The 24922-nt window shown below is 68.4% G+C and carries 28 protein-coding genes; 25 read left to right on the top strand and 3 right to left on the bottom strand.

The window, feature by feature from the left end:
• Nucleotides 1-70 precede the first annotated feature (70 nt).
• The 3 genes from GPA27_RS05250 to GPA27_RS05240 all read left to right on the top strand — a co-directional run bounded on the left by GPA27_RS05250 (nt 71) and on the right by GPA27_RS05240 (nt 4713).
• Nucleotides 71-343 (top strand): hypothetical protein, encoded by a 273-nt coding sequence (locus tag GPA27_RS05250; protein ID WP_076602150.1) that lies wholly within the window; start codon nt 71-73, stop codon nt 341-343.
• Between the two features lie 10 nt (nt 344-353).
• The gene (locus tag GPA27_RS05245; protein ID WP_169138280.1) at nt 354-2588 is read left to right on the top strand and encodes a putative bifunctional diguanylate cyclase/phosphodiesterase; all 2235 of its coding nucleotides are present in this window, start codon (nt 354-356) and stop codon (nt 2586-2588) included.
• A 127-nt stretch (nt 2589-2715) separates the two neighbouring features.
• On the top strand, nt 2716-4713 hold the full coding sequence (locus GPA27_RS05240; RefSeq protein ID WP_169138278.1) for a sensor histidine kinase: 1998 nt from the start codon (nt 2716-2718) through the stop codon (nt 4711-4713).
• A 14-nt stretch (nt 4714-4727) separates the two neighbouring features.
• Here GPA27_RS05240 and rfaE2 read toward each other — a convergent pair whose 3' ends face one another.
• A complete protein-coding gene (rfaE2, locus tag GPA27_RS05235) occupies nt 4728-5216 on the bottom strand; it encodes a D-glycero-beta-D-manno-heptose 1-phosphate adenylyltransferase (protein ID WP_169138276.1) in 489 nt (162 codons plus the stop codon).
• Nucleotides 5217-5302: 86 nt separating this feature from the next.
• Nucleotides 5303-6220: a MerR family transcriptional regulator gene (locus GPA27_RS05230; protein ID WP_169138274.1), complete on the bottom strand. Its 918-nt coding sequence runs from the start codon at nt 6218-6220 to the stop codon at nt 5303-5305.
• A gap of 78 nt (nt 6221-6298) precedes the next feature.
• On the opposite strand from GPA27_RS05230, the gene GPA27_RS05225 reads away from it, so the two are divergent.
• From GPA27_RS05225 to GPA27_RS05125, 21 genes are all read left to right on the top strand, one after another.
• Complete coding sequence (locus GPA27_RS05225; protein ID WP_169138272.1) at nt 6299-6544, top strand: hypothetical protein; 246 nt, start codon at nt 6299-6301, stop codon at nt 6542-6544.
• The gene (locus GPA27_RS05220; RefSeq protein WP_169138270.1) at nt 6541-7899 is read left to right on the top strand and encodes an NAD(P)/FAD-dependent oxidoreductase; all 1359 of its coding nucleotides are present in this window, start codon (nt 6541-6543) and stop codon (nt 7897-7899) included. The genes GPA27_RS05225 and GPA27_RS05220 overlap by 4 nt, the downstream gene beginning before the upstream one ends.
• Nucleotides 7896-8678: a DUF1365 domain-containing protein gene (locus GPA27_RS05215; RefSeq protein WP_211164837.1), complete on the top strand. Its 783-nt coding sequence runs from the start codon at nt 7896-7898 to the stop codon at nt 8676-8678. The genes GPA27_RS05220 and GPA27_RS05215 overlap by 4 nt, the downstream gene beginning before the upstream one ends.
• Nucleotides 8675-9898 carry an SAM-dependent methyltransferase gene (locus GPA27_RS05210; protein WP_169138269.1) on the top strand — a complete coding sequence of 408 codons (1224 nt, stop codon included), beginning with the start codon at nt 8675-8677 and terminating at the stop codon, nt 9896-9898. Before GPA27_RS05215 ends, GPA27_RS05210 begins: the two co-directional genes overlap by 4 nt.
• Entirely contained in the window at nt 9867-10454 is a 588-nt protein-coding gene (locus GPA27_RS05205) for a chalcone isomerase family protein (protein ID WP_169138268.1), read from the top strand. Before GPA27_RS05210 ends, GPA27_RS05205 begins: the two co-directional genes overlap by 32 nt.
• A complete protein-coding gene (locus GPA27_RS05200; RefSeq protein ID WP_169138267.1) occupies nt 10444-11712 on the top strand; it encodes an MFS transporter in 1269 nt (422 codons plus the stop codon). The genes GPA27_RS05205 and GPA27_RS05200 overlap by 11 nt, the downstream gene beginning before the upstream one ends.
• Nucleotides 11706-12239: a DUF3833 domain-containing protein gene (locus tag GPA27_RS05195; protein ID WP_246260949.1), complete on the top strand. Its 534-nt coding sequence runs from the start codon at nt 11706-11708 to the stop codon at nt 12237-12239. The genes GPA27_RS05200 and GPA27_RS05195 overlap by 7 nt, the downstream gene beginning before the upstream one ends.
• Nucleotides 12226-13014, top strand: coding sequence for an SDR family NAD(P)-dependent oxidoreductase (locus GPA27_RS05190; RefSeq protein WP_169138265.1), 789 nt, complete (start codon nt 12226-12228; stop codon nt 13012-13014). The genes GPA27_RS05195 and GPA27_RS05190 overlap by 14 nt, the downstream gene beginning before the upstream one ends.
• Nucleotides 13011-13433, top strand: coding sequence for a nuclear transport factor 2 family protein (locus GPA27_RS05185; protein WP_169138264.1), 423 nt, complete (start codon nt 13011-13013; stop codon nt 13431-13433). The genes GPA27_RS05190 and GPA27_RS05185 overlap by 4 nt, the downstream gene beginning before the upstream one ends.
• A gap of 158 nt (nt 13434-13591) precedes the next feature.
• Nucleotides 13592-14719 (top strand): cytochrome c oxidase subunit II, encoded by a 1128-nt coding sequence (coxB, locus tag GPA27_RS05180; RefSeq protein ID WP_169138263.1) that lies wholly within the window; start codon nt 13592-13594, stop codon nt 14717-14719.
• Nucleotides 14720-14761: 42 nt separating this feature from the next.
• Entirely contained in the window at nt 14762-16339 is a 1578-nt protein-coding gene (gene ctaD, locus GPA27_RS05175; protein ID WP_169138261.1) for a cytochrome c oxidase subunit I, read from the top strand.
• 11 nt (nt 16340-16350) lie between these two features.
• On the top strand, nt 16351-16530 hold the full coding sequence (locus GPA27_RS05170) for a hypothetical protein (protein ID WP_169138260.1): 180 nt from the start codon (nt 16351-16353) through the stop codon (nt 16528-16530).
• Nucleotides 16527-16652: a cytochrome oxidase small assembly protein gene (locus GPA27_RS05165; RefSeq protein ID WP_211164836.1), complete on the top strand. Its 126-nt coding sequence runs from the start codon at nt 16527-16529 to the stop codon at nt 16650-16652. Before GPA27_RS05170 ends, GPA27_RS05165 begins: the two co-directional genes overlap by 4 nt.
• Nucleotides 16649-17212, top strand: a complete 564-nt coding sequence (locus tag GPA27_RS05160) for a cytochrome c oxidase assembly protein (RefSeq protein ID WP_169138259.1) — start codon at nt 16649-16651, stop codon at nt 17210-17212. The genes GPA27_RS05165 and GPA27_RS05160 overlap by 4 nt, the downstream gene beginning before the upstream one ends.
• Nucleotides 17213-17217: 5 nt before the next feature.
• Nucleotides 17218-17460, top strand: coding sequence for a DUF2970 domain-containing protein (locus tag GPA27_RS05155; RefSeq protein WP_169138304.1), 243 nt, complete (start codon nt 17218-17220; stop codon nt 17458-17460).
• Nucleotides 17461-17485: 25 nt separating this feature from the next.
• Nucleotides 17486-18337: a cytochrome c oxidase subunit 3 gene (locus GPA27_RS05150; RefSeq protein ID WP_169138258.1), complete on the top strand. Its 852-nt coding sequence runs from the start codon at nt 17486-17488 to the stop codon at nt 18335-18337.
• Nucleotides 18338-18350: 13 nt separating this feature from the next.
• Nucleotides 18351-19079 carry an SURF1 family protein gene (locus tag GPA27_RS05145; RefSeq protein ID WP_169138257.1) on the top strand — a complete coding sequence of 243 codons (729 nt, stop codon included), beginning with the start codon at nt 18351-18353 and terminating at the stop codon, nt 19077-19079.
• Nucleotides 19057-19731: an SCO family protein gene (locus GPA27_RS05140; protein ID WP_169138256.1), complete on the top strand. Its 675-nt coding sequence runs from the start codon at nt 19057-19059 to the stop codon at nt 19729-19731. The genes GPA27_RS05145 and GPA27_RS05140 overlap by 23 nt, the downstream gene beginning before the upstream one ends.
• Complete coding sequence (locus GPA27_RS05135; protein WP_169138255.1) at nt 19728-20765, top strand: COX15/CtaA family protein; 1038 nt, start codon at nt 19728-19730, stop codon at nt 20763-20765. The genes GPA27_RS05140 and GPA27_RS05135 overlap by 4 nt, the downstream gene beginning before the upstream one ends.
• Nucleotides 20737-21660 carry a heme o synthase gene (gene cyoE, locus GPA27_RS05130; RefSeq protein ID WP_169138254.1) on the top strand — a complete coding sequence of 308 codons (924 nt, stop codon included), beginning with the start codon at nt 20737-20739 and terminating at the stop codon, nt 21658-21660. Before GPA27_RS05135 ends, cyoE begins: the two co-directional genes overlap by 29 nt.
• Nucleotides 21661-21688: 28 nt before the next feature.
• Entirely contained in the window at nt 21689-22282 is a 594-nt protein-coding gene (locus GPA27_RS05125; protein WP_169138253.1) for an SCO family protein, read from the top strand.
• A 47-nt stretch (nt 22283-22329) separates the two neighbouring features.
• On the opposite strand, the gene rpoH is transcribed toward GPA27_RS05125, so the two are convergent.
• Nucleotides 22330-23178, bottom strand: coding sequence for an RNA polymerase sigma factor RpoH (gene rpoH, locus GPA27_RS05120; RefSeq protein WP_169138251.1), 849 nt, complete (start codon nt 23176-23178; stop codon nt 22330-22332).
• Between the two features lie 388 nt (nt 23179-23566).
• On the opposite strand from rpoH, the gene GPA27_RS05115 reads away from it, so the two are divergent.
• Nucleotides 23567-24712 (top strand): porin, encoded by a 1146-nt coding sequence (locus GPA27_RS05115; RefSeq protein ID WP_169138249.1) that lies wholly within the window; start codon nt 23567-23569, stop codon nt 24710-24712.
• The last annotated feature ends 210 nt before the right edge of the window (nt 24713-24922 follow it).

Genomic DNA, 24922 nt, shown 5'->3' with positions numbered 1-24922 from the left:
CGCAGGACGATGACGGTGTTATCGTTCGACTATTACTAAAGTTGCGGATTGTGCGAGGTTGGGGGATCCCATGCGGAAGACCAACGTTTCGAAGCTCTACGAGGCCTATCCTCACCTCAGGCGGATCGACGAGCTGTGGGGGACGCGCGACTGCCGCGAGTTCATCAACCGGCTCATGAACGACACCCGCGACGGCCAGCGGCGGGGGTTTCCCGGCGACCATGCGCGCACGATCCTGCGTCTGCTGATGGAGCACGATCGCGAATTTCCGCAATTCGAGGAAAACATCACGTCCGACTGGCGCGACACCGTGGGCGAGTCGCGGCGGGGAATCCAGGGGTGACGTGTCGTAGATGAGTCTTCCCGATGAAGAGCTGCTCGAATTCGCGGCCGAACCGCAGCTCGCGCCTGTCGCCGTTACGGCCCGGTGGAAGGTCGCGATCGTCGACGACGATGAAGACGTCCACCGCAGCACCGAGCTGAGTCTCGCCAACACCGAGATCCTGGGCCGTCCGATCGCCTTCCTGCACGCCCGTTCGGCCGCCGATGCGCGCGCGCTGTTCGCCGAAGAGCGCGACATCGCGGTGATCCTGCTCGACGTGGTGATGGAAACGCAGGATGCCGGCCTGCGGCTCGTCGACGAGATCCGCCATCGTTTCCACATGCGCGACGTGCGCATCATCCTGCGTACCGGCCAGCCCGGCTATGCGCCGGAACTCGACGCGATCCGCGACTACGACATCAACGACTACAGGAACAAGTCGGAGCTCTCCCGTACCCGGCTGTACGCGGCACTTACCGCGGCGATCCGCGCCTACCAGCAGATCCGCATCGTCAACGCGGGTCGTGCCGGGCTGGCGCACATCGTGCGCGGCAGCGCCGAGCTGCTGCGCTGCGAGGGGCTTGCCGACTTCGCGGGCGGGGTGATCACGCAGATCGCCGGGCTGCTCGCACTGCCGCCCGAGGGGCTGGTGTGCGCGCGCCGTGACGCCGGCGCACCGTGCGAGGTGATTGCGGCAGCCGGCCGTTTCGGCCACGCCAGCCGCCAGCCGCTCGACGCGCTGCAGGATCCGGCGATCCGCACGATCCTCGAGCGGGCGCTGATGCAGCGTGCGAACGTCGTCGAACCGGGGCTGGGCATCGCGTTGTACTTCGGCTCGCGGCCCGGGCGCGATCTCGCCGCCTATGTGGAAACGGGCTACCTGGCCGACGAGCTCGATCCGTCCCTGCTCGAAGTGTTCTGTGCGAACGTGTCGGTGTGCCTGGACAACGTCGACCTCGTGCAGCGGCTCAACGAGTATTCGTATTTCGATCCGCTCGTGCGTCTGCCCAACCGCCGGCAGCTGCTTGAGCTGCTCGACGCGCATCTGCGCGAGCATGACGGGCGGCGCGGCGTGCTGGCGGTGGTGGACGTCGACCATTTCGGCGAAATCAACGGCGCCTTCGGCTATCACTACGGCGATGCGCTGCTCAAGGGCGTGGCGGCGCGCATCGTTGCCGGCTGCGGCGCGCATGTCGGTGTCGCGCGGGTGGGCAGCGACAGCTTCGCGGTGTTCTGGGCGGCGCACGATGCCGACGTGAGCTGCCTCGACGGCCTGTTCGCCGATCCGCTGGAGGTCGAAGGCGAGAGCGTCATCGTGTCGGTGACGGTGGGTATCGTCCGCCTCGACGACGTCGCCGGGGACGGCAGCGAGGCGCTCGAGGACGGCTACCTCGCGCTCAAGCGCGCGAAGCAGGCCGAACGAGGGTCCGTCGCGCGCTACAACCGCGGTGTCAGCGAGGAGATCCGCGGGCGCGTGAATCTCCTGCACAACCTGCGCGGCGCCTTCGGCGCGAACGAACTGTTCCTCGTGTTCCAGCCGCAGATCGAGCTCGCGACCGGGCGCTGCGTCGGGGCCGAGGCCCTGCTGCGCTGGCGCACGGGCGATGGGGCGATGATTCCCCCCGACCACTTCATCCCGCTGGCCGAGCGCTCGGGCCTGATCGTGGCGATGGGCGAGTGGGTGCTGCGGCGTGCCTGCGAGGAGGCCGCGCGCATGGCGCAGGCGGGGCACGGCGCGGTGCGCATGGCGATCAACGTCTCGGTGATCCAGTTCCGCGATCCGCATTTCCTCGGCCGGCTGCGTGCGGCGATCGAGGACAGCGGCGTGGCGCCGGGGCAGATCGAGCTGGAGATCACCGAGTCGGTCGCGATGGGCGAGGGCGACCGCATGATCGAGCTGTTCGGGCGCGTCAAGGCGATGGGGCTGGATATCGCGATCGACGACTTCGGTACCGGTTTCTCGTCGCTGAGCCACCTGCAACGCATGAACGTCGACCGCCTGAAGATCGACCGCGCCTTCATCAACGACATCGGCGGTGCCGGCAAGGGCGGGGACATCGCCGGCCTCGTGTGCGGGCTGGGCGACCGCCTGGGCATCGAACTGATCGCCGAAGGCATCGAGCAGGCCGAGCAGGCCGGGCGGCTGCAGGCGATGGGCTGCCAGCTCGGGCAGGGCTATCACTTCGCGCGGCCCATGCCGGCCGACGACTGGCGCGTCTGGCTCGCCGAGCACTCGTCGGGATCGGCCGCCCCGCGCGAATGCTGAACGCGCGCGGCCTGCCGCACCAAGCAGCGCGCGCGGTGACGAGCGATGCGGCGCTAGGCATGGCCGCGGCGCGGTCCGGCGATGAGCGTGGCCGCGTGACCGCAGGATCTGCCGCGAACGTCGCCTGATGCGCCCGGTCCGCCTCTCCCGGCTGCTGTTCCTGCGCTCGCTGCTGGTCGCGACGCTGACTTTCGCGGTCGTCTACGGCCTGATGGAACTCTGGTTGCTGCCGCAGATCGACCGCGACACGACCCTGCGGCAGCACCAGATCTCGCACGCGGTGGCGGCCCAGATCGAGGCGCAGGTCACGCGTCCGGAGGCGGCAGTGCGTGCGATCTCGCAGGTGCTGGTGACCGGCGACCCGTGGAGCTCCGAGGCGGTTTCGGCGCTGCTCGACCGCCTCGTCGACAGCAATGACGCCCTCGCGGCCGTGTACGCGGTCGACGACGGCGGCAGGGTCTTCGCCGTGGGGCTGCCGTCGGAACGGCGCCGGTCGCGAGCCGAGCGCGTCGGGCGCGACGTGTCAGCGCATCCGCTGGTGGCGGCGATGAAGCGCGCGCCGGGCGTGCATTGGTCGGACGTCGTGCTGTCGCCGTCGGGGGGCGGCGCGCTCGCGGTGGTCGCCGTCCGCCATGCGGGGGTGACGCTGTTCGGGGAGCTGTCGTCGGGACCGCTGCTGCACGCCGTCGCCGATGTGATGGACGACGGCGGGCTGCGCACGCTGCTGCTGGACGGCCGGGGGGCGCTCCTCGGCGACACTGCCGGCCTGCAGGCCGGGACGGTGCCCGAGCTCGCCGACGTGCCGCACGGGGCGCGGCACGATCATGACGACGGCAGCCGTCAGGTGCTCCTGACCGTGGACGGCATCGACATGATCGGCAGCAGCGTGCCGGTATCGCCGCTGGGCTGGCAAGTGCTCGTGATCCGGCCGCAGTCGGAGGCGTTCCGGGCCTCGCGGAGCGCCGAGCTCATCATGCTCGTCGGGCTGGCCACGGCCTGGATCGTCGGCCTGGTCGGCGCGGCGATCCAGGCCGGCTATTTCGGCCGCCTGTTCCGCGACCTGTCGCTCTTCGCCCGTGGCGTCGAACGGGGGCGTTACGACCTGGAGTGGAGGCCTTCGCGGGTGCGCGAGTTCAACCGGCTCGCCGCGACCTTCCAGCACATGGGGCAGGCGATCCGCGAGCGCGAGGGGGCGATCGTGGCGAGCCAGGGGGAACTGCAGGAGCTCAACCAGACGCTCGAGGCGCGTGTCGCCGAGCGCACCGAGGCCCTGCGCCGGAGCAACGCGGAACTCTCCGCGGCACTCGACACCTTGCAACGGACGCAGGAGGAGCTGGTCCAGTCGGAGAAGATGGCGGCGCTGGGGGCGCTCGTCGCGGGTGTCGCGCATGAGCTCGGCACGCCGCTGGGCAACAGCCTGATCGCCGCGAACACGGTGGGCGACCAGACGCGCGCCTTGCGGCGCGAGCTCGAAACGGGGCTGCGTCGCTCGACCCTGGAGCGTTACCTCGCGGACGCCGAGGCGGGCAATGCGATCATCGAGCGTAACCTCGAGCGGTCTGCGGCGCTGGTCGCGAGTTTCAAGCAGGTGGCGGTGGACCAGTCGAGCGCACAGCGCCGCGAATTCACCCTCGGCGAGGTCGTCGACGAGATCGTCATGACGCTGCGGCCGTCGCTCAAGCGGCTGCCCTTCCGCCTGACGATCGAAGTGGACGCCTTATTGCGCCTCGACAGCTACCCGGGGGCGCTCGGCCAGGTGCTCGCGAACCTCATCAACAATGCGGTGCTGCACGGGCTGGAGGGGCGCAGCGAAGGCGAGGTGCGCATCGTCGGTCGCGCCGACGATGCCGACTGGGTGTTGCTCGAAGTGAGCGACGACGGGCGCGGCATCCCGGACGAACTGCAAGGGCGCATCTTCGAGCCCTTCTTCACGTCGCGCCTCGGCAAGGGGGGCAGCGGCCTGGGCCTGCACATCGTGCACAGCCTGCTGTCGAACGTGCTCGGCGGCACGATCACGGTCGACAGCCGCCTCGGTGTGGGGACGACGATGCGCGTGCGCCTGCCGCGTGTCGCCCCGCTGACGGCGCAGGCGGGCGTGGCCGCAGGGGTGCCGTCGGCGGGCTGAGCGCCGCGTCGGCGTCAGAGACTGCGGATGCGCCCGATCAGGGCGGTCGTCGAGCGGTCGTGCTCGAACGGGATGGAATGCACCGTCCCGCCCCAGCCGCTCACTTCCGTGGCGCCGACGATGCGCTCCACCGGCCAGTCGCCGCCTTTCACCAGCACCTCCGGGCGTGCGTCGAGGATGCGCTGCAGCGGCGTGTCCTCGTCGAACCATGTGACGAGATCGACGCATTCCAGCGCGGCCATCACGGCGGCGCGGTCCTCCAGCGGATTCACCGGACGGTCGTCGCCCTTGCCGAGCCGCTTCACGGACGCGTCGGTGTTCAGCGCGACGACCATCGCCGCACCGAGCGCGCGCGCCTGCGCGAGGTAGGTGACATGCCCGCGGTGCAGGATGTCGAAGCAGCCGTTGGTGAACACGAGCGGGCGCGACAGGGCCGCGGCGCGGGCGCGCAGCTCCCCGGGGGGGCAGATCTTGGCTTCGAAGGCGGGGCGAGGGTAGGGCATCGGTTCCTGACGGCGGGACGGGGACCGCGTGCGGTCCCGGAAGGCGCGATTCTAGCGCGCGCGCCCGGGATGCGCCTGTCGGCGCGTCATGCAGGATGCGCGGCGCGCCACTCAGCGAGGGCGGCGATGCCGTCGTTCAGGTCCGCGATGACGCGGATTCCCGGCAGCTTGCGCTGCTGCTCGCGCACGGCCTGGCCGCCGGCCCAGAGTGCAATGCCGGCGGGCAGGCGGGCACGCAGCGTGCTGAGGCCCTCGACCGCCTGGCGGGGTGGATAGGCGGCGCTGAAGGACAGCGCGACGACGTCGATGCCGCCCTGCGTGGCGGCGTGCTCGATGTCGGCGAGCGGCGTCTGGGTGCCGAGCGAGGTGCAGCGTGCGCCCTCGGGCGCGAACATCGCCTCCGCCATCAGCAGGCCGAGCGAATGCAGTTCGTTCGGGAAGGTCGTGAGCAGGATGGACGGCGACCCGCCATGTCCGCCGTGGCTCGCGATGGCGCCGCGCAACACGTTGTGCACCTGCTCCGTGTACAGGTGTTCGCCGGCCACGCTCAGTTCGCCGCGTAGCCACGCCTGCCCGACCGCATCGGTGAGGGGGGTGAGCGTGTCGGCGAGAAAGCGCTGCAGGCCCTGTTTCAGCAGGCTTTGTTGCAGCGCGCGCTGGAGCGCTGCGCCGTCCTGCCGCTGCATGAAGGCGAGCAGGGTGTCCCAGCCGGCGGGGGCGGCGGGCGGAGCGGCCTCGGGCGATGCCTCGAGCAGTTGTGCGAGTTCTTCCGTGCTGGCCGCGACGATGCGCGACGGGCGCAGGCCCTGGTCGAGAAGGCGGCGGATGAGGCGCAGTTTGTCCACCTGTGCGGCGGGGTACACGCGCTCGCCGTTGGCGTCGCGCAGGGGCTGCGGAAAGCCGTAGCGGCGCTCCCAGACGCGCAGCGTGTCCTTGGGCAGCCCGGTGTCGCGCTCGACTGCGGCAATGCCGAAGCCGTCGGGTTGGTTGGTGGTATTTCTCATTTTGTCGTGGACAAATCCTTGACGCGGTGTGCGAATGGTTCTAAGTTAGAGCCGTGTACAAATTTTGTCCAGGACAAAATGAAAACCAAGACCCTTAGGTTCTCTCTCGTGCAGCGCACCCTGCTGCTTGCGGCGACGGTAGTGGCGGGTGCTGCGCTGGTTACGTACCTGACGGCTGCGCGGGCCAGTGCGGCAACCCCGGTCCATCCTTCGGTAGCTGTTTCTGTCCAGGACAATTATGCCGTGGACGAGGGGCTGGCACTGAAGCTCTTCCTCCATCGCGGCGACTACGCGCCGGCGGCGGTGCAGGGGCGCTCGTCATGAACATGCGCGAAGCCTTCCCGTGGGAGCCGCGTCCGGCGCGCCGGATTGCGGTCGTCGGCGCGGGGATCTCCGGATTGGCCTGTGCGTGGATGCTGTCGCGCGAGCATGACGTGACCGTCTTCGAGGCCGGCAAGCAGGCGGGCGGGCACACGAACACGGTCGACGTGACGCTGGACGGGGTGACTCATCCCGTCGACACCGGCTTCCTGGTGTTCAACCGCCGCACCTACCCTAACCTGATCGCGCTCTTCGGCCTGCTCGGTGTCGAGGCCGTCGAAACGGAGATGTCGTTTTCCGTGAGCCTGGCGCAGCCGGACCTGGAGTGGTCGGGAACGAGCCTGCGCAGCCTCTTCGCCCAGCCGGGCAATGCGGCGCGCCCGGGGTTCTGGCGCATGCTGCGCGACATCCTGCGCTTCAATCGCGAGGCTCCCCGACTCGCCCTGGGCGGCAGCGCGGCGGGGCTGGGGCTGGGTGAATACCTGGCGGCGAACCGCTACAGCCGCGAGTTCCGCGACTGGTACCTGCTGCCGATGGCCGCGGCGATCTGGTCCTGCCCGACGCGGGCCATGCTCGACTATCCCCTCGAGACCTTCGTGCGCTTCTGCGACAACCACGGCCTGCTGCAGATCGCCGATCGGCCGCAGTGGCTCACGGTGCGCGGCGGCGGGCGCGAGTACGTGCGGCGCATGTGCAGTCAGCTCGACGACCTGCGCCTCGACACGCCGGTGCTGGGGGTGTTTCGCGACGCCAACGCGGTGTGGGTGCATACCCCGCAGCGGATCGACCGCTTCGACGATGTCGTGTTCGCGTGCCATAGCGACCAGGCGCTGGCGATCCTCGGGGCCGATGCGACGGTCGGCGAGCGCCAGATCCTGTCGGCGGTGCGCTATCAGCCCAACCGCGCCGTGCTGCATACCGATGCCAGCCTGCTGCCGCGGCGGCAGGGCGTATGGGCGGCGTGGAACTACGCCGCGGCCCCGGGGGGGGCGAGTGCGGAGCCCGAGGACGGCGCAGTCTCGGTCAGCTACCTGATCAACCGCCTGCAGCCCTTGCCCTTCGACACGCCGGTGGTGGTGACGCTCAATCCCGTGCGCGAACCGGACCCGGCACGCGTGCTGGCGAGTTTCGACTACGCCCATCCGGTGTTCGACATCGCCGCGGTGGCGGCGCAGCGTGCGCTCGGCGGCATTCAGGGGGTGCGCCGCACATGGTTCGCGGGCGCGTGGACCGGCTACGGCTTTCACGAGGACGGCTTGAAATCGGCCATGCCGATCGTCGAGGCGCTGGGCGGTCGCGTGCCCTGGCGCGGCAGCGCGCGCGGGAGTGAGAACGTCGTGGAGGCGTGCAGCGCATGAGCGCGGCGCACGCCCCGCTGCTGCCGGCCGTGTGTTTCGGCGCGGTGTTTCACGAGCGCCATGCCCCGGTGCACAACCGCTTCGTGTATCCGACCGCGTTCCTGCGCCTGCCCTTGTCGCGGCTCGGCGACCTGTCCGTGCCGCTGCTCGGGGTCGAGCGCGCGAACGTCTTCTCGTTTCTCAGCCGCGACCACGGTCCGCGCGACGGCACGCCGCTGCTGCCGTGGCTGAGTGGCTTGCTCGAGCGTCACGGACTGGCCGGGGTCGCCGACGGCGAGGTCGTGCTGCAGACGATGCCGCGCATGCTGGGCTTCCTCTTCAATCCCGTGAGTTTCTGGTTCTGTCACGACCGTGCCGGCACGCTCCGGGTGGTTCTGGCCGAGGTGAGCAACACCTTCGGCGAGCATCACAACTACCTCATCCATCACCGCGACCGGGGGCCGATCCGTCCCGGCGACGAGCTGTGCGCGATCAAGGTTTTCCATGTGTCGCCCTTCCTGCCCGTGGCGGGCGAATACCGTTTCCGTTTCCACGCCGAGGGCGTCGCCCCCGCCGTCACGATCGATTACTGGGAGGGCAGCGAGCGTCGCCTCAGCACGGCGGTCGGCGGACGCGCCCGGCCCCTCGATGGCCGGGCGATGCTCGCCTGGCTTGTGCGCTATCCGTTCATGACCCTCGCTGTCGTCGTGCGAATCCACTGGCAGGCGCTGCGCCTGTGGCTGAAACGGGTCCGCTTCTTTCACAAACCGCTGCCCCCGCTGGAGGAAACCACGCGATGAATACCCTCGAAAACACGCTCGCGAAACCGGTAGCCTGGTCGGCGGCGTCTAGTGCGCCGCGCGCGACCCGGCTGGCGCTGGGGCTGCTCGAATCGCTCGAGGGCGGGGCGCTGGCGCTTGAGCTGCCCGGGGGCGAGACCCTGCGCCTCGGTCACGGTGCGCTGCGCGCGCACTGGCGCGTGCGCGACCACGAGACCTTCGCGGCGGCGCTGGCACGCGGCGACATCGGCCTCGGCGAGAGCTACCTGGCCGGCCTGTGGGACACCGACGACCTGACCGAACTGCTGACGCTGCTGGCGGAAAACCGCGTACGGCTGGGACGCGCCGTGTACGGGCGCCTGCTGCCGCTGGCGGGCTACCGCCTGTGGAATGCGTTGCGCGCCAACACGCGCAGCGGGGCGCGGCGCAACATCGAGGCGCACTACGACCTCGGCAACGACTTCTACGCGCTGTGGCTCGATCCCACGATGAGCTATTCGGCGGCCCTCTTCGACGATGTCGCGGAGCCGCTCGAGGCGGCCCAGCGGCGCAAGTATCGGCGCATCCTCGAACGCCTCGACGCGCAGCCGGGGCAGACGATCCTCGAGGTCGGCTGCGGCTGGGGCGGCTTCGCCGAGGTCGCGGCAAAGGAGTTCGGCTGTCTCGTGTTCGGCGTCACGCTCTCGCCCGCGCAGCTCGCCCATGCGTGCGCCCGCGCCGAGCGCGAAGGCTTCGCCGATCGTGCAAGCTTCGCGCTGTGCGACTACCGCGACGTGCTGGGCGAGTACGACCACGTCGTGTCCATCGAGATGATCGAGGCGGTCGGGGAGCGCTTCTGGCCGACCTATTTCGCGACGCTCGCGCGCCGCCTGCGGCGCGGCGGGCGCTGCGTGGTGCAGGCGATCACGATCGATGAGGCCCTGTTCCCGCGCTACCGGCGCGGAACGGACTTCATCCAGCGCTACATCTTCCCCGGCGGGATGCTGCCGACGCCGGCCATCGTTCGCCGCCAGGCCGACGCGGCAGGACTCGCGCTCATCGGGGACTTCGCCTTCGGGCGCGACTACGCGCGCACGCTGGAACGCTGGCGCGCGCAGTTCGACGCGCAGCGCGCCGAGGTCGCGGCGCAGGGCTTCGATGCGCGCTTCATGCGGCTGTGGCGCTTCTATCTGGCGTACTGCGAGGCCGGTTTCCTTGTTGGCGACATCGATGTCCATCACTTCGAACTCGCACACCGCTGAGCGGGTGGGGTGGCGGCCGCTACTGCTTGCGGGCTGCATCGCGCTCGCGTGTGTGATCGGAGGCGGGCACGCGGCCGCTTCCGGACTCGAGGCGCGGGCCCCGGGCGTCGGCGCGGGCTGGGGCGTCGTGGGGCAGGGCACGATGCGCTGGTTCGGTCTCGCGCTGTACAACGCCAGTCTGTGGACGCGCGGTGCCGAGCGCTGGCGCCCCGAGCGCCCCTTCGCGCTGGAGATCCGCTACGCGCGACCGATCCGCGGCGAGCGCCTCGTTGCGGCCAGTCTCGACGAGATGGCGCGTCTCGGGTTCGCGGACGCGGCGCGGCGCGAGGCCTGGCGACCGCTGCTGGTGCGGGCCTTCCCGTCGGTCGAGCCCGGCGACACGATCGTCGGCCTAGCGGAACCCGACGGCCGGGTGGCTTTCTACCATCGCGGCGCGCTGACCGCCGAGTTGCGTGACGCGGATTTCGCGCGCGCCTTCTTCGCGATCTGGCTCGACCCGCGCACGCGCGAGCCGGGCCTGCGGTCAAGCCTGCTGGGGACCGGTGATGAAGGTTGAGCGCGGACCCGCCCTGGCGTACGGCGTGCTGGGGTTGCCGCTGGCCTTCGCCGCGCTGCCGATCTACGTGCACGCACCCAAGCTCTACGCGGATGGCCTCGGCCTGCCGCTCGCGGCGATCGGCGCCGTCCTGCTCGGCGTGCGTATCGTCGATGCGGTCACCGATCCGCTCATCGGCTGGGCGAGCGATCGTTTCGTGGCGCGACGTGCGTGGATCGTCGCGGCGCTGCCACTGCTGGCCGCAGGATTCATCGCGCTGCTCGGTCCGCCGGCGGGTGCCGGGCTCCTGTGGCTGGCGGCGTCGCTGCTGCTCGTCACGCTCGGCTACTCGCTCGCCACCATCAACTACGCCGCGTGGGGTGCGGAGCTGGCCGATACGCCCGATGGGCGCACGCGCGTCGTCGCAAGCCGCGAGGGCTTCGCGCTGGCGGGCGTCGTGCTCGCGGCCGGACTGCCGTCCGTGCTCGGGGACGACTCCGCCACCGGCCTGGTGCTGCTCGGCTGGATCTTCCCCCTCATCCTCTTGCTCGGCGCGGGACTCACCTTGCGCTTCGCGCCGACGGTGGCGAAGGTGGAAGGCGGCGCGGTGTCCCTGCGCGCGGCCATGCGCGACGCGCTCGCCTGTCGTCCCTTCGCGCGGCTGCTCGTGGTGTTCGCCGCGAACGGCATCGCCGCCGCGATCCCCGCCGCGACGGTGCTGTTCTTCGTCTCCGACGTGCTGCAGGCTGAGTCCGCATCCGGCCTGTTCCTCGCCCTGTATTTCCTCGCCGGGGCCGCGAGCATGCCGCTGTGGGTGCGCTGCGCGTCCGTGTTCGGAAAGCTCGGGGCCTGGCTGCTCGCCATGCTGCTCGCGATGGCGGTGTTTGCCTGGGCGGCGACGCTCGGCGCGGGCGACCTGCGCAGTTTCGCGCTGATCTGCGTGCTCTCGGGGGCGGCGCTGGGGGCGGACCTGGCCCTGCCGGCGGCCATGCTCGCGGATCTGCTCGCCCGCGAGCGTTCGGCGGGGCCGCGCGCGGGCGCGTGGTTCGGGTGGTGGAACCTCGTCTCCAAGGCGAATCTCGCGATTGCCGCCGGGCTCGCGTTGCCGCTCCTCGATCGGCTGGGGTACGCACCCGGCACCCGCGACCCCGACGCGCTGGCGGTCCTCGCGGGCGTGTACGCACTGCTGCCGGTGGCGCTCAAGGCGCTGGCTGCGGCGCTGCTGTGGCATTACCGGCGTGACCTGATGGAGGAGGAGCGGCGATGCGCCGAATGCTGATGACCCTTGCGATGGTCGCGGGGATGGCCGGTTGCGCCGGCATCGATGTGCAGGAGTACGCCGCCGAAACCCCGGTTCTCGACCTGCGCCGCTACTTCGATGGCACGCTCGACGCCTACGGCATGTTCCAGGACCGCTCGGGCAAGGTCGTCAAGCGATTCCATGTCGTCATCGAGGCGAGCTGGCGCGGCGATGTCGGCACGCTCGACGAGCGCTTCACCTACTCGGACGGCACCACCCAGCGGCGCGTATGGACGATCACGCGCCACGACGCGCATCGCTACGGCGGCGTCGCGGCCGATGTGGTCGGCGAGGCGCGCGGCGAGGCGCGTGGCAATGCGCTGCGCTGGCGCTACGTGCTCGCGCTGCCGGTCGGCGATCGGACTTGGCACGTCGATTTCGACGACTGGATGTTCCTGATGGACGAGCGCGTGATGCTGAACCGATCGGTGATGAGCAAGTTCGGCGTGCGTCTCGGCGAGGTGACCCTGTCCTTCGTGAAAAGGGAAGCGCATGCGCTTCCTTGAGCCGCTCAATCCGCCGATCCGGGACTGGCGCGGCTTGCGCGTCTGGCTGGTCGGCGGCTCGGCCGGGATCGGCGCGGCGCTTGCGAGCGATCTGGCCGCCCGCGGAGCGCGGCTCGCGCTGTCGGCGCGCGATGCCGACCGCCTCGCCGCGGTCGCCGCGGACTGCTCCGGCAGTCTTGCGCTGACGATGGACGTCACGCGGGGGGCGCCGGAATATGCGCGCGTGCGCGACGATCTGCTCGCCGCCTGGGGCGGCATCGACCTCGTCGTCCTCAACGCCGGCACCTACCGGCCGATGCGCGCCTGGGAGCTCGAGCCGGAGGCGGTGCGCGCGACCCTCGACGTGAATCTGCTCGGGGTGATCGACGGTGTCTCAAGCGTCCTTCCGACCCTTCTAGCGCAGGAGTGCGGCGCAATCGCGATCGTCGGCAGCGTCGCGGCCTACCGCGGATTGCCGCAGGCGGCGGCCTACGGAGCGTCGAAGGCCGCACTCGTCAATTTCGCCGAGTCCCTGTATCTCGACCTCGCGCCGCGCGGGGTCGCGATCCACCTCATCAGTCCGGGCTTCGTCGCAACCCGCCTCACGGCGCAGAACCCCTTCACAATGCCCGCCCTGATGCAGCCCGAGGACGCTGCGACGGAGATCGTCGCCGGATTCGCGCGCGGCGACTTCGAGACCCACTTCCCGCGCCGCTTCACGCGGCTGATGAAACTGCTGCGCGTCCTGCCGTACCGACTGTACTTTCCGCTCGTGCGGCGGGTAACCGGGTCATGACGCGCGCAGCCGCCGAAAGGCTCGCCGAATTCTATGCGACGCTCACGCCGCAGTCGCTCGCGTCCCTCGCGGACTTCTACGCACCGGATGCGCGTTTCGTCGATCCCTTCAACGACGTCACCGGCCTTGATGCGATCGCGCGCATCTTTCGCCACATGTTCGCGACCGTCGAGGCGCCGCGCTTCGAGGTGACGAGCCGTCTCGCGGGCGAGCGGGAGGCGATGCTGGCGTGGACTTTCCGCTTCGGCACCGGGCGCGCGTGCCGCGAGATCCGCGGCGTCACGCAGCTGCGTTTCGATGCCGACGGGCGGGTCGTCGAGCACATCGACCACTGGGATCCCGCGCGCCAGCTCTACGAGCACATTCCCCTGATCGGCTGCATCCTGCGCACATTGCGGCACCGTCTCGCCGCACCTTGATCGCAGCTGCGAGCGGGCGAATATCACATATTGCGCTGCAATATGTTGATAAAGCTCAAAAACGCGTATTGCGACCGGAGAACCCGCTATGGCATGATCAATTCGTATTCGCTGAAATACGGCTCGCGGGAGCCGCCGCATTCGATGGGGGTTGGGACATGAGTCTTGCCGGTCGTCATGCAGTCGCCGTATCCCTCGTGATTACCGCGCCGGCCCTCCAGGCCCAAAGCCGCTACAACCTACAGCCCCCTGCCACCGGCATCGCCGCGCAGATCTACGACATGCACACGCTCATGTTGCTGATTTGCCTGTTCATCTTCGTGATCGTCTTCGGCGTGATGTTCTGGGCGGTGATCCACCACCGCAAGTCCAAAGGCGCGGTCGCCGCCCACTTCCACGAGAACACCGCGGTCGAGATCGCCTGGACCGTCATCCCTATCCTCATCCTCCTCGGCATGGCCTGGCCGGCGACCCGGACGGTGCTGGAGATGAAGGACACGCGCGACCCCGACATCACGATCAAGGCCACCGGCTACCAGTGGAAGTGGGGTTACGACTACCTGCAGGGCAAAGGGCAGGGCATCCGCTTCGTGTCCAACCTGTCGACCCCGCGCGAGCAGGTCGACGGCAAGGCCGCCAAGGGCGAGCATTATCTGGTCGAGGTCGACAACCCCGTCGTCGTCCCGGTCGGCAAGAAAATCCGCGTGCTGATGACCGCCGCCGACGTGATCCATTCGTGGTGGCTGCCGGCCTTTGGCGTCAAGCAGGACGCCATCCCCGGCTTCATCCGCGACGCATGGTTCCGCGCCGACCAGGAAGGTGTCTACCGCGGCAACTGCGCCGAGCTGTGCGGCAAGGACCACGGCTTCATGCCCATCGAAGTGCATGTCGTGTCGCAGGAGGCCTACGGCAAGTGGGTCGCCGACCGGCAGGCCGCGATGGCCGCCGCAGCGAGCGCGGGGGCTCGCGAATGGGCGCTCGCCGAGCTCGTCGAGCACGGCGTCAAGGTCTTCGCGGCGAACTGCGTCGCCTGCCATCAGGCCGACGGCAAGGGCCTGCCGCCCGCCTTCCCGCCGCTCGACGGCTCGAAGGTCGTACTCGGCGAAGCGGCCGCGCAGATCGACGTCGTGCTGAAGGGACGTCCCGGCACGCCGATGGCTGCGTTCGGTGCGCTGCTGTCCGACGCCGACATCGCGGCCGTCATCACCTACACGCGCAACACCTGGAGCAACAAGACCGGCGAAGCCATCCAGCCCGCGCAGATCGCGGCGGCGCGGGGCAAGTGAAGCCACGGAACGCCTGAACGCTTGAATCGTCAAGGAGGCAGCATGGCGGCGGTAATGCCCGATCACCTGCACGGCGAGCACCACGGCCCCACCGGCCTGATGCGCTGGATCACGACGACCAATCACAAGGACATCGGCACGATGTACCTGATCTTCAGCTTCATCATGTTCCTCTCGGGGGGCGTGATGGCGCTGACGATCCGCGCGGAGCTGTTCCAGCCCGGCCTGCAGGTCGTGCAGCCCGAGTTCTTCAACCAGCTCACGACCATGCACGGCCTCGTGATGGTGTTCGGCGCCATCATGCCCGCCTTCGTCGGCTTCGCAAACTGGCAGATCCCGCTGATGATCGGCGCGTGCGACATGGCCTTCGCGCGCATGAACAACTGGAGCTTCTGGCTCCTGCCGCCGGCCGCGATCCTGCTGATCGGCTCCTTCTTCGTCCCCGGCGGCGCCACCGCCGCGGGCTGGACGCTCTACGCGCCGCTCTCCGTGCAGATGGGCATGGGCATGGATCTCGCGATCTTCGCGATCCACATCATGGGCGTGAGCTCCATCATGGGCGCGATCAACATCGTCGTGACCATCCTCAACATGCGCGCACCCGGCATGACGATGATGAAGATGCCGCTCTTCTGCTGGACCTGGCTCATCACCGCCTACCTGCTGATCGCCGTGATGCCGGTGCTCGCCGGCGCCGTGACCATGGTGCTCACCGACCGCCATTTCGGCACCAGCTTCTTCAGCGCCGCCGGCGGCGGCGACCCGGTGATGTACCAGCATATCTTCTGGTTCTTCGGCCACCCGGAGGTCTACATCATGATCCTCCCGGCCTTCGGCATCGTCAGCCAGATCATCCCCACCTTCGCGCGCAAGCCGCTGTTCGGCTATGCATCGATGGTGTACGCCACCGCATCGATCGCGATCCTCTCCTTCAGCGTGTGGGCTCACCACATGTTCACCACCGGCATGCCCGCGGCCGGCCAGCTCTTCTTCATGTACGCGACGATGCTCATCGCCGTGCCCACCGGTGTGAAGGTGTTCAACTGGATCGCGACGATGTGGCGCGGCTCGATGACCTTCGAGACGCCGATGCTGTGGGCAGTCGGCTTCATCTTCGTGTTCACGATGGGCGGCTTCACCGGGCTCATCTGCGCCATTGCCCCGATCGACATCCAGGTGCAGGACACCTACTACGTCGTCGCCCACTTCCACTATGTGCTCGTCGCCGGCAGCCTCTTCGCGCTCTTCGCCGGCGCCTACTACTGGCTGCCGAAGTGGACCGGCCACATGCCCGACGAGCGCATCGGCAAGCTGCACTTCTGGTGCTCGATCGTCTTCTTCAACATCACCTTCTTCCCGATGCACTTCCTCGGGCTCGCCGGCATGCCGCGCCGCATCCCCGACTACGCGCTGCAGTTCGCCGATTTCAACATGATGGCCTCGATCGGCGCCTTCGGCTTCGGCCTCTCGCAGCTCATCTTCCTCGTCGCGGTCGTGAAGTGTGTGCGCGGCGGCGAAAAGGCCTCGGCACGCGCTTGGGAAGGTGCCGAAGGGCTGGAATGGACGGTCCCGTCGCCCGCGCCGCACCACACCTTCGAAGAAGCGCCGGTGGTGAGATGAATCGCCTTTCCATGATCGACCGTCGAGCCGGTACCGACGCGAGCGACGTGCCGGGTGTTCGCAGAGCCGGCGAGGACTATCTGAGCCCGCAGGGCGAGTTCCGCAGCCGGCGGCGCGAATACCCGGCGCGGCGCGGTTCGCAGCTCACGGCGTCAGGGCTGCTCCCGACATGGACGAGCCCGATCCCGTGATGACCCACAGCGACGACCCCGCCCGCCGCGCCGCGAACCGCCGCACCGCCCTCCTGCTGGCGGTCGTCGCGCTGCTGTTCTTCCTCATGGCGCTGTTCAAGTTCAAGGGGCTCACCCCATGAGTGCGCCAAGCCGCATCGCCGCGGAAAACCGCCGCCTGCTCGTGCGCCTCGCCGTCGCGGCCGTCGTCATGTTCGGTTTCGGCTTCCTGCTCGTGCCCTTCTACGAAAAGATCTGCGAAGTCACCGGCATCAACAACCTGCTCAAACCCGACACCGCCGCCAACACTCAGATCGACCTCACGCGCACCGTCACGGTCCAGTTCGACGCCAACATCCACGACCTGCCGTGGCAATTCCGCCCGCTGCAGACCCAGATCAGCGTCCATCCCGGCGAACTCGCCACCGTCGCCTACGAAGTGTCCAACACCCGCAGCGAACCCGTCACCGGCCAAGCCGTCCCCAGCTACGGCCCGCAAGTCGCCGGCCAGTACTTCCGCAAGCTCGAATGCTTCTGCTTTGCCAAGCAGACGCTGGCCGCCGGCGAAAAACGCACAATGCCCGTCGCCTTCGTCGTCGATCCCGGCCTGCCCGCGGACGTCACGGTCATCACCCTCTCCTACACGTTCTTTGAAATAGCCGGGCGCCGCATTGCCGGTGACGGCGCGGGAGGCCGTTCGTGATCGCCATGCTGAACGAAGATCCGCGCCCCGCGCCGCCCCGCAACGATTCCGCCACACCGCCGCGCGCCGGCTTCCTCGCGACCCTGCGCGCCGTGCTGTGGTCCTTCATCGGCATACGGCGCCGCCACGACTACGAACACGATTCCCGTTCGCTCGACCCGCGCGCGGTCGTCGTTGCCGCACTGCTCGCGGGCCTCGCGTTCGTGCTCACCATCGTCGCCGTCGTGCGGATGGTGGTCGGTTCATAGGGATTGGACAGGAGGGAGGACGGACATGACGCACACCTTCGAAAAATACTTCGTACCCGAACCCTCGAAGTACCCCATCTTCGGCTCGATCGCGCTGCTGCTCTTCGGCAGCGGTGCCGCGATGTGGCTCAACGGCGTCAAGGCCGGGCCGTGGCTCTTCTTTCTCGGCATCGCGATCCTCGTCTTCATGCTGTTCGGCTGGTTCGGTCAGGTCGTGCACGAGTCCGAAGGCGGCAAGTACGGGCGCAAGGTCGACCGCTCCTTCCGCTGGTCGATGAGCTGGTTCATCTTCTCCGAAGTCATGTTCTTCGCCGCCTTCTTCGGTGCGCTGTTCTACGCCCGCGTCCTCTCCGTCCCCTGGCTCGCGACCGGCGACACCATGGAACTGCTGTGGCAGGGCTTCGCCGGCGGCTGGCCCACGGCCGGCCCCGACAAGCCCGACCCCTTCACGCCGATGGGCGCCTGGGGCATCCCCGCACTCAACACCCTGATCCTGCTCAGCTCCGGCGCCACCCTCACCTGGGCGCACCACGGCCTGCGCCACGACAAGCGCACCCAGCTCAAGCTCGGCCTGCTCGTCACCATCCTGCTCGGCGTCCTCTTCCTCAGCCTGCAGATCTACGAATACCGCCACGCCTACGCCGAACTCAACCTGCGCCTCGACACCGGCATCTACGGCTCCACCTTCTATCTCCTCACCGGCTTCCACGGCCTGCACGTCACGGTCGGCGCAATCATGCTCACGGTGATGCTCGGCCGCGCGCTGGCCGGACATTTCACCCCCGACAGCCACTTCGGCTTCGAGGCCGCCGCGTGGTACTGGCACTTCGTCGACGTCGTATGGCTGCTGCTGTTCGTCGTCGTCTACCTGCTGTAAGCGGCCGCTGCGAATGAGCCTGCGTCGTCACGCCCGTCTGCATCCCGTGCCGCTGCTCGCGGGCGTGGCGCTTGCGCTGCTCACGCTGCAGCTGGGCAACTGGCAGACACGTCGCGCCGCGGAAAAGGCCGAACTGCAAGCCGAATACCGTGCCGCGGCCGATCGCCCCGCCCAGCCTCTCGACGCGACGGCCCTGTCCGAGTGGCAAAGCGTCGAACTCCATGGCGAATGGCTCCCCGGGCGCAGCATCCTGATCGACAACCGCGTTCACGAGGGGCGCGCCGGCTACCACGTCTTTACGCCGCTGCAGCTCACAGGGCAGGGGGCCGTCGTGCTGGTCAACCGCGGCTGGATCGGCGCGGGTGCCGACCGCTCGCAGCCGCCCCCCCGGATCGCCAACCCGCCCGGCGCGACCGTCGTCACCGGCCGCGTGCGCCATCCCGAAGAAAAACCCTTCATGCTCGCCGCCGACGCCCCCTCGGGCAGCGTCTGGCAGGCGCTCGATCTCGCCCGCTACCGCAGCGAAACGCGACTGGCGGTGGCCGACTTCTACGTGCAGCAGACCAGCCCCGCCGACGACGGCCTGATCCGCAGCTGGCCCGAGCCCGATGCCGGCATCGAGCGCCACCGCGGCTACGCCCTCCAGTGGTACGCCCTCGCGGCCCTCGCGACCGCGCTCACCCTGCGGTACCTGTGGAACGCTTTCCGGAGTCCCCGGCATGACCACCGCAAGCATCTCTGAGCCTGCACCCGCGCCCGACGACGGCATCGCGCGCACCCGCGCCGGACGCCGTACGCTGGCGCTGCTCGCCTTCGTCTGCGTGCTGCCCGTCGTCGCCTCGTATTTCGCCTACTACGTCTGGCAGCCGAAAGGGCGGGCCAACTACGGCGAGCTGCTCGTGCCCGCATCCCTGCCCGACGCGGTGCTGCCGGGCGTCGCTGGCCAGCCCGATGTCGCGCGCGAGGAACTCGAGGGCCGCTGGACCCTGCTGTTCGCCGCATCCGGCACGTGCGATAGCGCCTGCGCGGATTCCCTGTACCTGATGCGCCAGTCCCGTCTCGCGCAGGGCGAAGAGATGGAGCGCGTCGCGCGCCTGTGGCTGATTTCCGACGCCGCGATGCCGGCTGGCGAGCTGCTCGCGGCCCACGACGGGCTGCGCCTCGCCCGCGCCAGCCCGGCATGGCTCGCGCACCTGCCTGCCGCCGAGCGGGAGCGCCACGTCTATCTGGTCGATCCGCGCGGCAGCGTGATGATGCGCTTCCCCGAGAACGCCGAGCCGCGACGCGTCATCAAGGATCTGCAGCGCCTGCTCAAGTATTCGGCGCTCGGGCGGGCGCAGTTGTCTCCCCCGGCTCGTTCGGCCCCCGTCACCGAAGAGCGCACCGCACGATGACCGCCTACCGCCGCCTGATTCTGCTCGCGCTCGCGCTCACGACGCTCGTCGTCGTCTTCGGCGCCTACGTCCGCCTATCCGACGCCGGCCTGGGCTGCCCCGACTGGCCGGGCTGCTACGGCCAGCTCAGCCCGCATCACGCCGCGGACGCGATCCGCGGAACCCACGCCGCCGACCCTCAAGGGCCGGTCAGCCTCCCGAAGGCGTGGAAGGAGATGATCCACCGCTACCTCGCCGCCAGCCTGGGGCTCCTCATCGTCGCCATCGCGCTCCTCGCCTGGCGGCACCGCGGCACCCCGGGCGTCGCCCCGCGGCTCGCCGCAGCCCTAGTCGGCATCGTGATCTTCCAGGGGCTGCTCGGCAAATGGACCGTCACGCTGCTGCTCAAGCCGGCCATCGTCACGGCCCACCTCCTCGGCGGGCTCACGACCCTGGCGCTGCTCGCCTGGCTTGCCTTGCATGTCCATGCGCCGGCGCGGATCGAGGTTCCGCGCGGCCTCATCATCCTTGCGCGCGCGGCCTTCGCGCTGCTTGCGGTACAGATTGCGCTCGGGGGCTGGACGAGCACCAACTACGCAGCGCTCGCCTGCACCGACGTACCCACCTGTCAGGGCAGCCTGTGGCCGGCGGCCGACTACGCGAATGCCTTCCATGTCGTGCGCGAGCTCGGCATGACCGCCGACGGCGAAGTGCTCCCGCTGGCGGCACTCACCGCGATCCACTGGTCGCATCGCGTCGGCGCAGTGATTGCCGGCGTGGTACTGATCGCGCTGGCCTGCGCACTGCTGCGCCGCTCCGTGACGCGCCGTTTCGGTGCCGTCCTGCTGGCCGCACTCGCCGCCCAGCTCGCCCTCGGTATCGCCAACGTCGTGCTCAGTCTTCCGCTGCCGCTCGCGGTCGCGCACAACGCCGGCGCTGCGGCGCTCGTCATCGTGATGGTCTGGATCAACCGCAGCCTGCGCGGAGCCCGCAGTCCCGCAATGGCTGCGCAGAGGAGGGCAGGTCATGCGGGCCGCGAAAATTCTTACGCCTGATTCTCACGTCGCTGATTCCCACGTCGCGACGGCGCGCCTGCACGCCTTCTACGTGCTGACGAAGCCGCGGGTGAATTCCCTGATCGTGTTTTGCGCCATCATCGGCATGTTCCTCGCCGTCCCCGACGGCTTGCCGTCGCCCGTCATCGTGCTCGCCGCCACCGTCGGCATCGCCTGCGTCGCGGGTGCCGCCGCGGCGATGAACTGCCTCATCGAAATGCGCATCGATGCGCGCATGAGCCGCACCCGCGGACGCCCCCTGCCGCGCGGCGAGCTCACGCCGCGCGAGACGCTCGCCTTCGCCGTCGCGCTCGGCGGCAGCGGCCTCCTGATCCTGCACCAGCTCGTCAACCCGCTGACGATGTGGCTCACGCTCGCGACCTTCGTCGGCTATGCGGTGGTTTACACCATCTTCCTCAAGCCGCGCACGCCACAAAACATCGTCATCGGCGGCGCCTCCGGCGCCATGCCCCCGGTGCTCGGCTGGGCTTCCGTCACCGGCGACGTTAGCGCCGACGCGCTGCTCCTCTTCCTCATCATCTTCGCCTGGACTCCGCCGCACTTCTGGTCCCTCGCGCTCTACCGCAGTGCCGACTACGCACGCGCCGGGCTGCCGATGCTGCCGGTCACCCACGGCCCCGAATTCACGCGGCTCTCGGTGTTGCTGTATACATGCATCCTCTTCGGCGTCACGCTGCTGCCGTTCGCGACGCGCATGAGCGGCATCCCCTACCTCGTCGCCGCGATTGCGCTCGGCGGCTGCTACCTCGGACACGCTTGGCGCCTGTACGTCGACTACAGCGACGCCCGCGCACGACGCGCCTTCCGCTTCTCCATCCTGTATCTGTTCTTGCTCTTCGCGGCCCTGCTGGCGGATCATTACCTGCGTTTCTGATCCCCTCCATGTCCCGGTCCCAGGAAAGATGCTCCGCGCCCTGATCGTCGCCGCAACGCTCGCAGTCGCCACCCTCGCAGCCTGCTCCAACCCCTCTGCCACGACCGCGTTCCGCGCCACCGACATCACCGGCGCCGACTACGGCAAGGGACTCGCGCTGTCCGATCACAACGGCGCACAGCGCACGCTTTCCGATTTCCGCGGCAAGGTCGTCACGCTGTTCTTCGGCTATACGCAGTGCCCGGACGTGTGTCCGACGAATCTTGCGACCATGGCCGAAGTCATGCGCCAGCTCGGCCCCGATGCGGAGCGCCTGCAGGTCCTGTTCGTCACCGTCGACCCCGAACGCGACACGCAGCAACTCCTCGCGCAATACATTCCCGTGTTCGACCCGCACTTCATTGCGCTGCGCGGCGACGCCGCCCAGACCACCGCGGTGGCCAAGGAATTCCGCGTCTTCTACCAGAAGAGCGGCGACACGTCCGGCACCAACTACACCGTCGACCACTCGACCGGAACCTACGTCTTCGATCCCAAGGGACGGGTTCGCCTCTACGTGAAGCACGGCGAGACCGCGGACAACATCGTCGCGGACATCCGCACCTTGCTGGCCGGAAAATGAAAACGGCAGCCTGACGCTGCCGTTCGCGTGCGGGGGAGAAAAGCTGCTCAGACCGTGAGTAGCCCGCGCATCTTCTGCATGGCCTTCGCCTCGATCTGGCGGATGCGCTCCGCCGAAACGCCATACTCCGCCGCGAGCTCGTGCAGGGTCGCGCTGTCGCCTTCCGTCAGCCAGCGCCGCTGCACGATGGCGCGGCTGCGGTCGTCCAGGCTCGCGAGCGCCTGATGCAATCCGACGTCCTGCAGGTGGGCAAGCTCGGCGCGCTCCAGCACCTCCAGTGGCTCCGCATGCGGGTCCGGCAGGTAGGCGATGGGCGCGAAGCGCTCGTCATCGTCGTCGTTGTCGCCCTCGAGCGGGATGTCGCGCCCGCTCAGGCGCGTTTCCATCTCGATGACTTCCTCGGGCTTCACGCCCAGCTGCATCGCCACCGCGTGGACCTCGTCGCCACTCAGGGTCCTCGAATCCTGCTTCAGGCTGCGCAGGTTGAAGAACAGCTTGCGCTGCGCCTTCGTTGTCGCGACCTTCACAAGGCGCCAGTTCTTCAGCACGTACTCGTGGATCTCGGCCTTGATCCAGTGGATCGCGAACGACACCAGGCGCACGCCGCGCGCCGGGTCGAAACGCTTCACCGCCTTCATCAGGCCGATGTTGCCTTCCTGGATCAGGTCCGCATGCGGCAGGCCGTAGCCGAGGTAGCCGCGTGCAATCGCGACCACAAGGCGCAGGTGCGACATCACCAGGCGTCGCGCCGCCTCCACGTCGCCTTCGTCGCGCAGGCGCGTCGCCAGTTCGACCTCCTCGCGCTCCGTAAGCATCGGAATGCGATTGACCGACTGGATGTACTGATCGATGCTGCCGACGGCGGACGGGACGGGGAAGGACAGGGCTTGGCTCATGTACGGTATTCCTCCATGCGCGTGATTTTAGCACTCAACGACTCGGAGTGCTAAGGCAGGAGAAGAGTTCCCTTACGCGGTGCTCGACTATGCCGTCCACGTGAAATTCCCGCTGCGAGCCATCCGGAGCGGATGGCCTCTCGTTGGAAAACGGCGCCAGGCGTGCGCTTCCGGCCGGCACAGGGCTTGGTCCGGCAAGTACAGGTGGCTGAACGATCAAGCCCCTGTTGCACCCATGCAACAACTTTTATCCATTTGCGGTGTTCCACGCGAACGATTCTTGCACCGCTGCCGGCCCGTTGAGCACAATCGTGGCAACTTCTCGCTTGAGAGGTAAGTCGGGCCGGGGTCACGACCGCGGCTTCAGCTTCAATTAGAGGAGAAATACATGCAAAAGAAACTGATCGCCCTGGCCATCGCTGGCCTGGCGTCCGCTCCGGTTTTCGCGCAGACCAACGTCACCGTGTACGGCGTCGTCGATGTGACCGTCGAGTCGGTTAAGGCGAGCGGCGGCGTCGATGTGTTCGAACTCGATCGTCGCACCCGCGTCACGTCGAACAGCTCGCTGATCGGCTTCCGCGGCACCGAAGACCTGGGCAATGGCCTGAAGGCGCTGTTTCAGGTCGAAAGCTCCTTCTCCGCTGACGCGGGTGGCGGCACCCTGGCTGGTCGCGACACCTTCGTCGGGCTGGAAGGTGGCTTCGGTAAGGTGCAACTCGGCAAGCTGACCACCATCATGCGTGCCGCTGGCGCCAAGGTTGACTTCAACCCGGCCGCTACCGGCATCGGCTTCCAGGCCGCGACCTACGGCACGATCGGTGGTGTTGCTCTGACCGGTATCGACGAGCGCATCAACAACGCCGTGATGTACACGACCCCGAACTTCAGCGGCCTCACCGCTCAACTCGCATACTCGGCGGGTGAGAATCGTGTGTCGCCGGACCTGAATGGCGCTGAAGGCGTGAACTCGCAGTCGTACCAGCTGGCTGCCGCCTACGAGAACGGCCCCCTCTACGTTTCGGCCGGTTATGCCGTGGCACAGGATCCCCTGGTTGCGACTTCGGTTCTGGGTGCGGCGAGCAACAGCAACATCAGCGACGAGCTGAAGGATGCCCGTATCGCCGTGAAGTACACCTTCCCGTCGAATACCTCGGTTTCGGCCCTGTACGACCGTGCGAAGTATGAAGCTTCGAGCGCCCTTGGCGACACCGATGTCAAGCGCAACGCGTGGATGGTCGGCGCTGAGCAGAAGTTCGGCGGCAACCAGGCCGTGTATCTGCAGTATGCCCGTTCGCAGGAACTGGACGGCGATGCATGCGACTTCGACGCTTGCGACAACACCGAGTTCTCGCAGTGGACCCTGGGCTACACCTACGCTCTGAGCAAGCGCACGATGGTCAAGGCGTACTACACCCGCCTGAACAACGACAGCGACTCGGCTGCGGACTTCTATCTGAGCAAGGTCGGCATGGCGAGCCGCAATGCCGGCGCCGATCCGTCCGGCTTCGGTCTCGGCCTGCGTCACACCTTCTAATTCCGAGTACTTCGGAATTGGTAAAAACGGGCGCTTCGGCGCCCGTTTTTTCGTCTACGCGCCCGATGTTCATGCGGGCGGCCGTTTGGTGCCGAGGGGCGGTTCTGCCGTGGCCTGGTATGCCCGATGTCCGCTGCGTTCATGTTGTTGCAACGATGCGACAGTCGTGTGACTAACCGATGCGCTTTCACTGCCTTCCGCTGTGTGCGC

The organism is Aromatoleum toluolicum (assembly GCF_012911005.2).
Taxonomy (GTDB): domain Bacteria; phylum Pseudomonadota; class Gammaproteobacteria; order Burkholderiales; family Rhodocyclaceae; genus Aromatoleum; species Aromatoleum toluolicum.
Note: the sequence above shows the minus strand (reverse complement) of the source record. Positions and strands in the feature narration are given on the sequence as shown.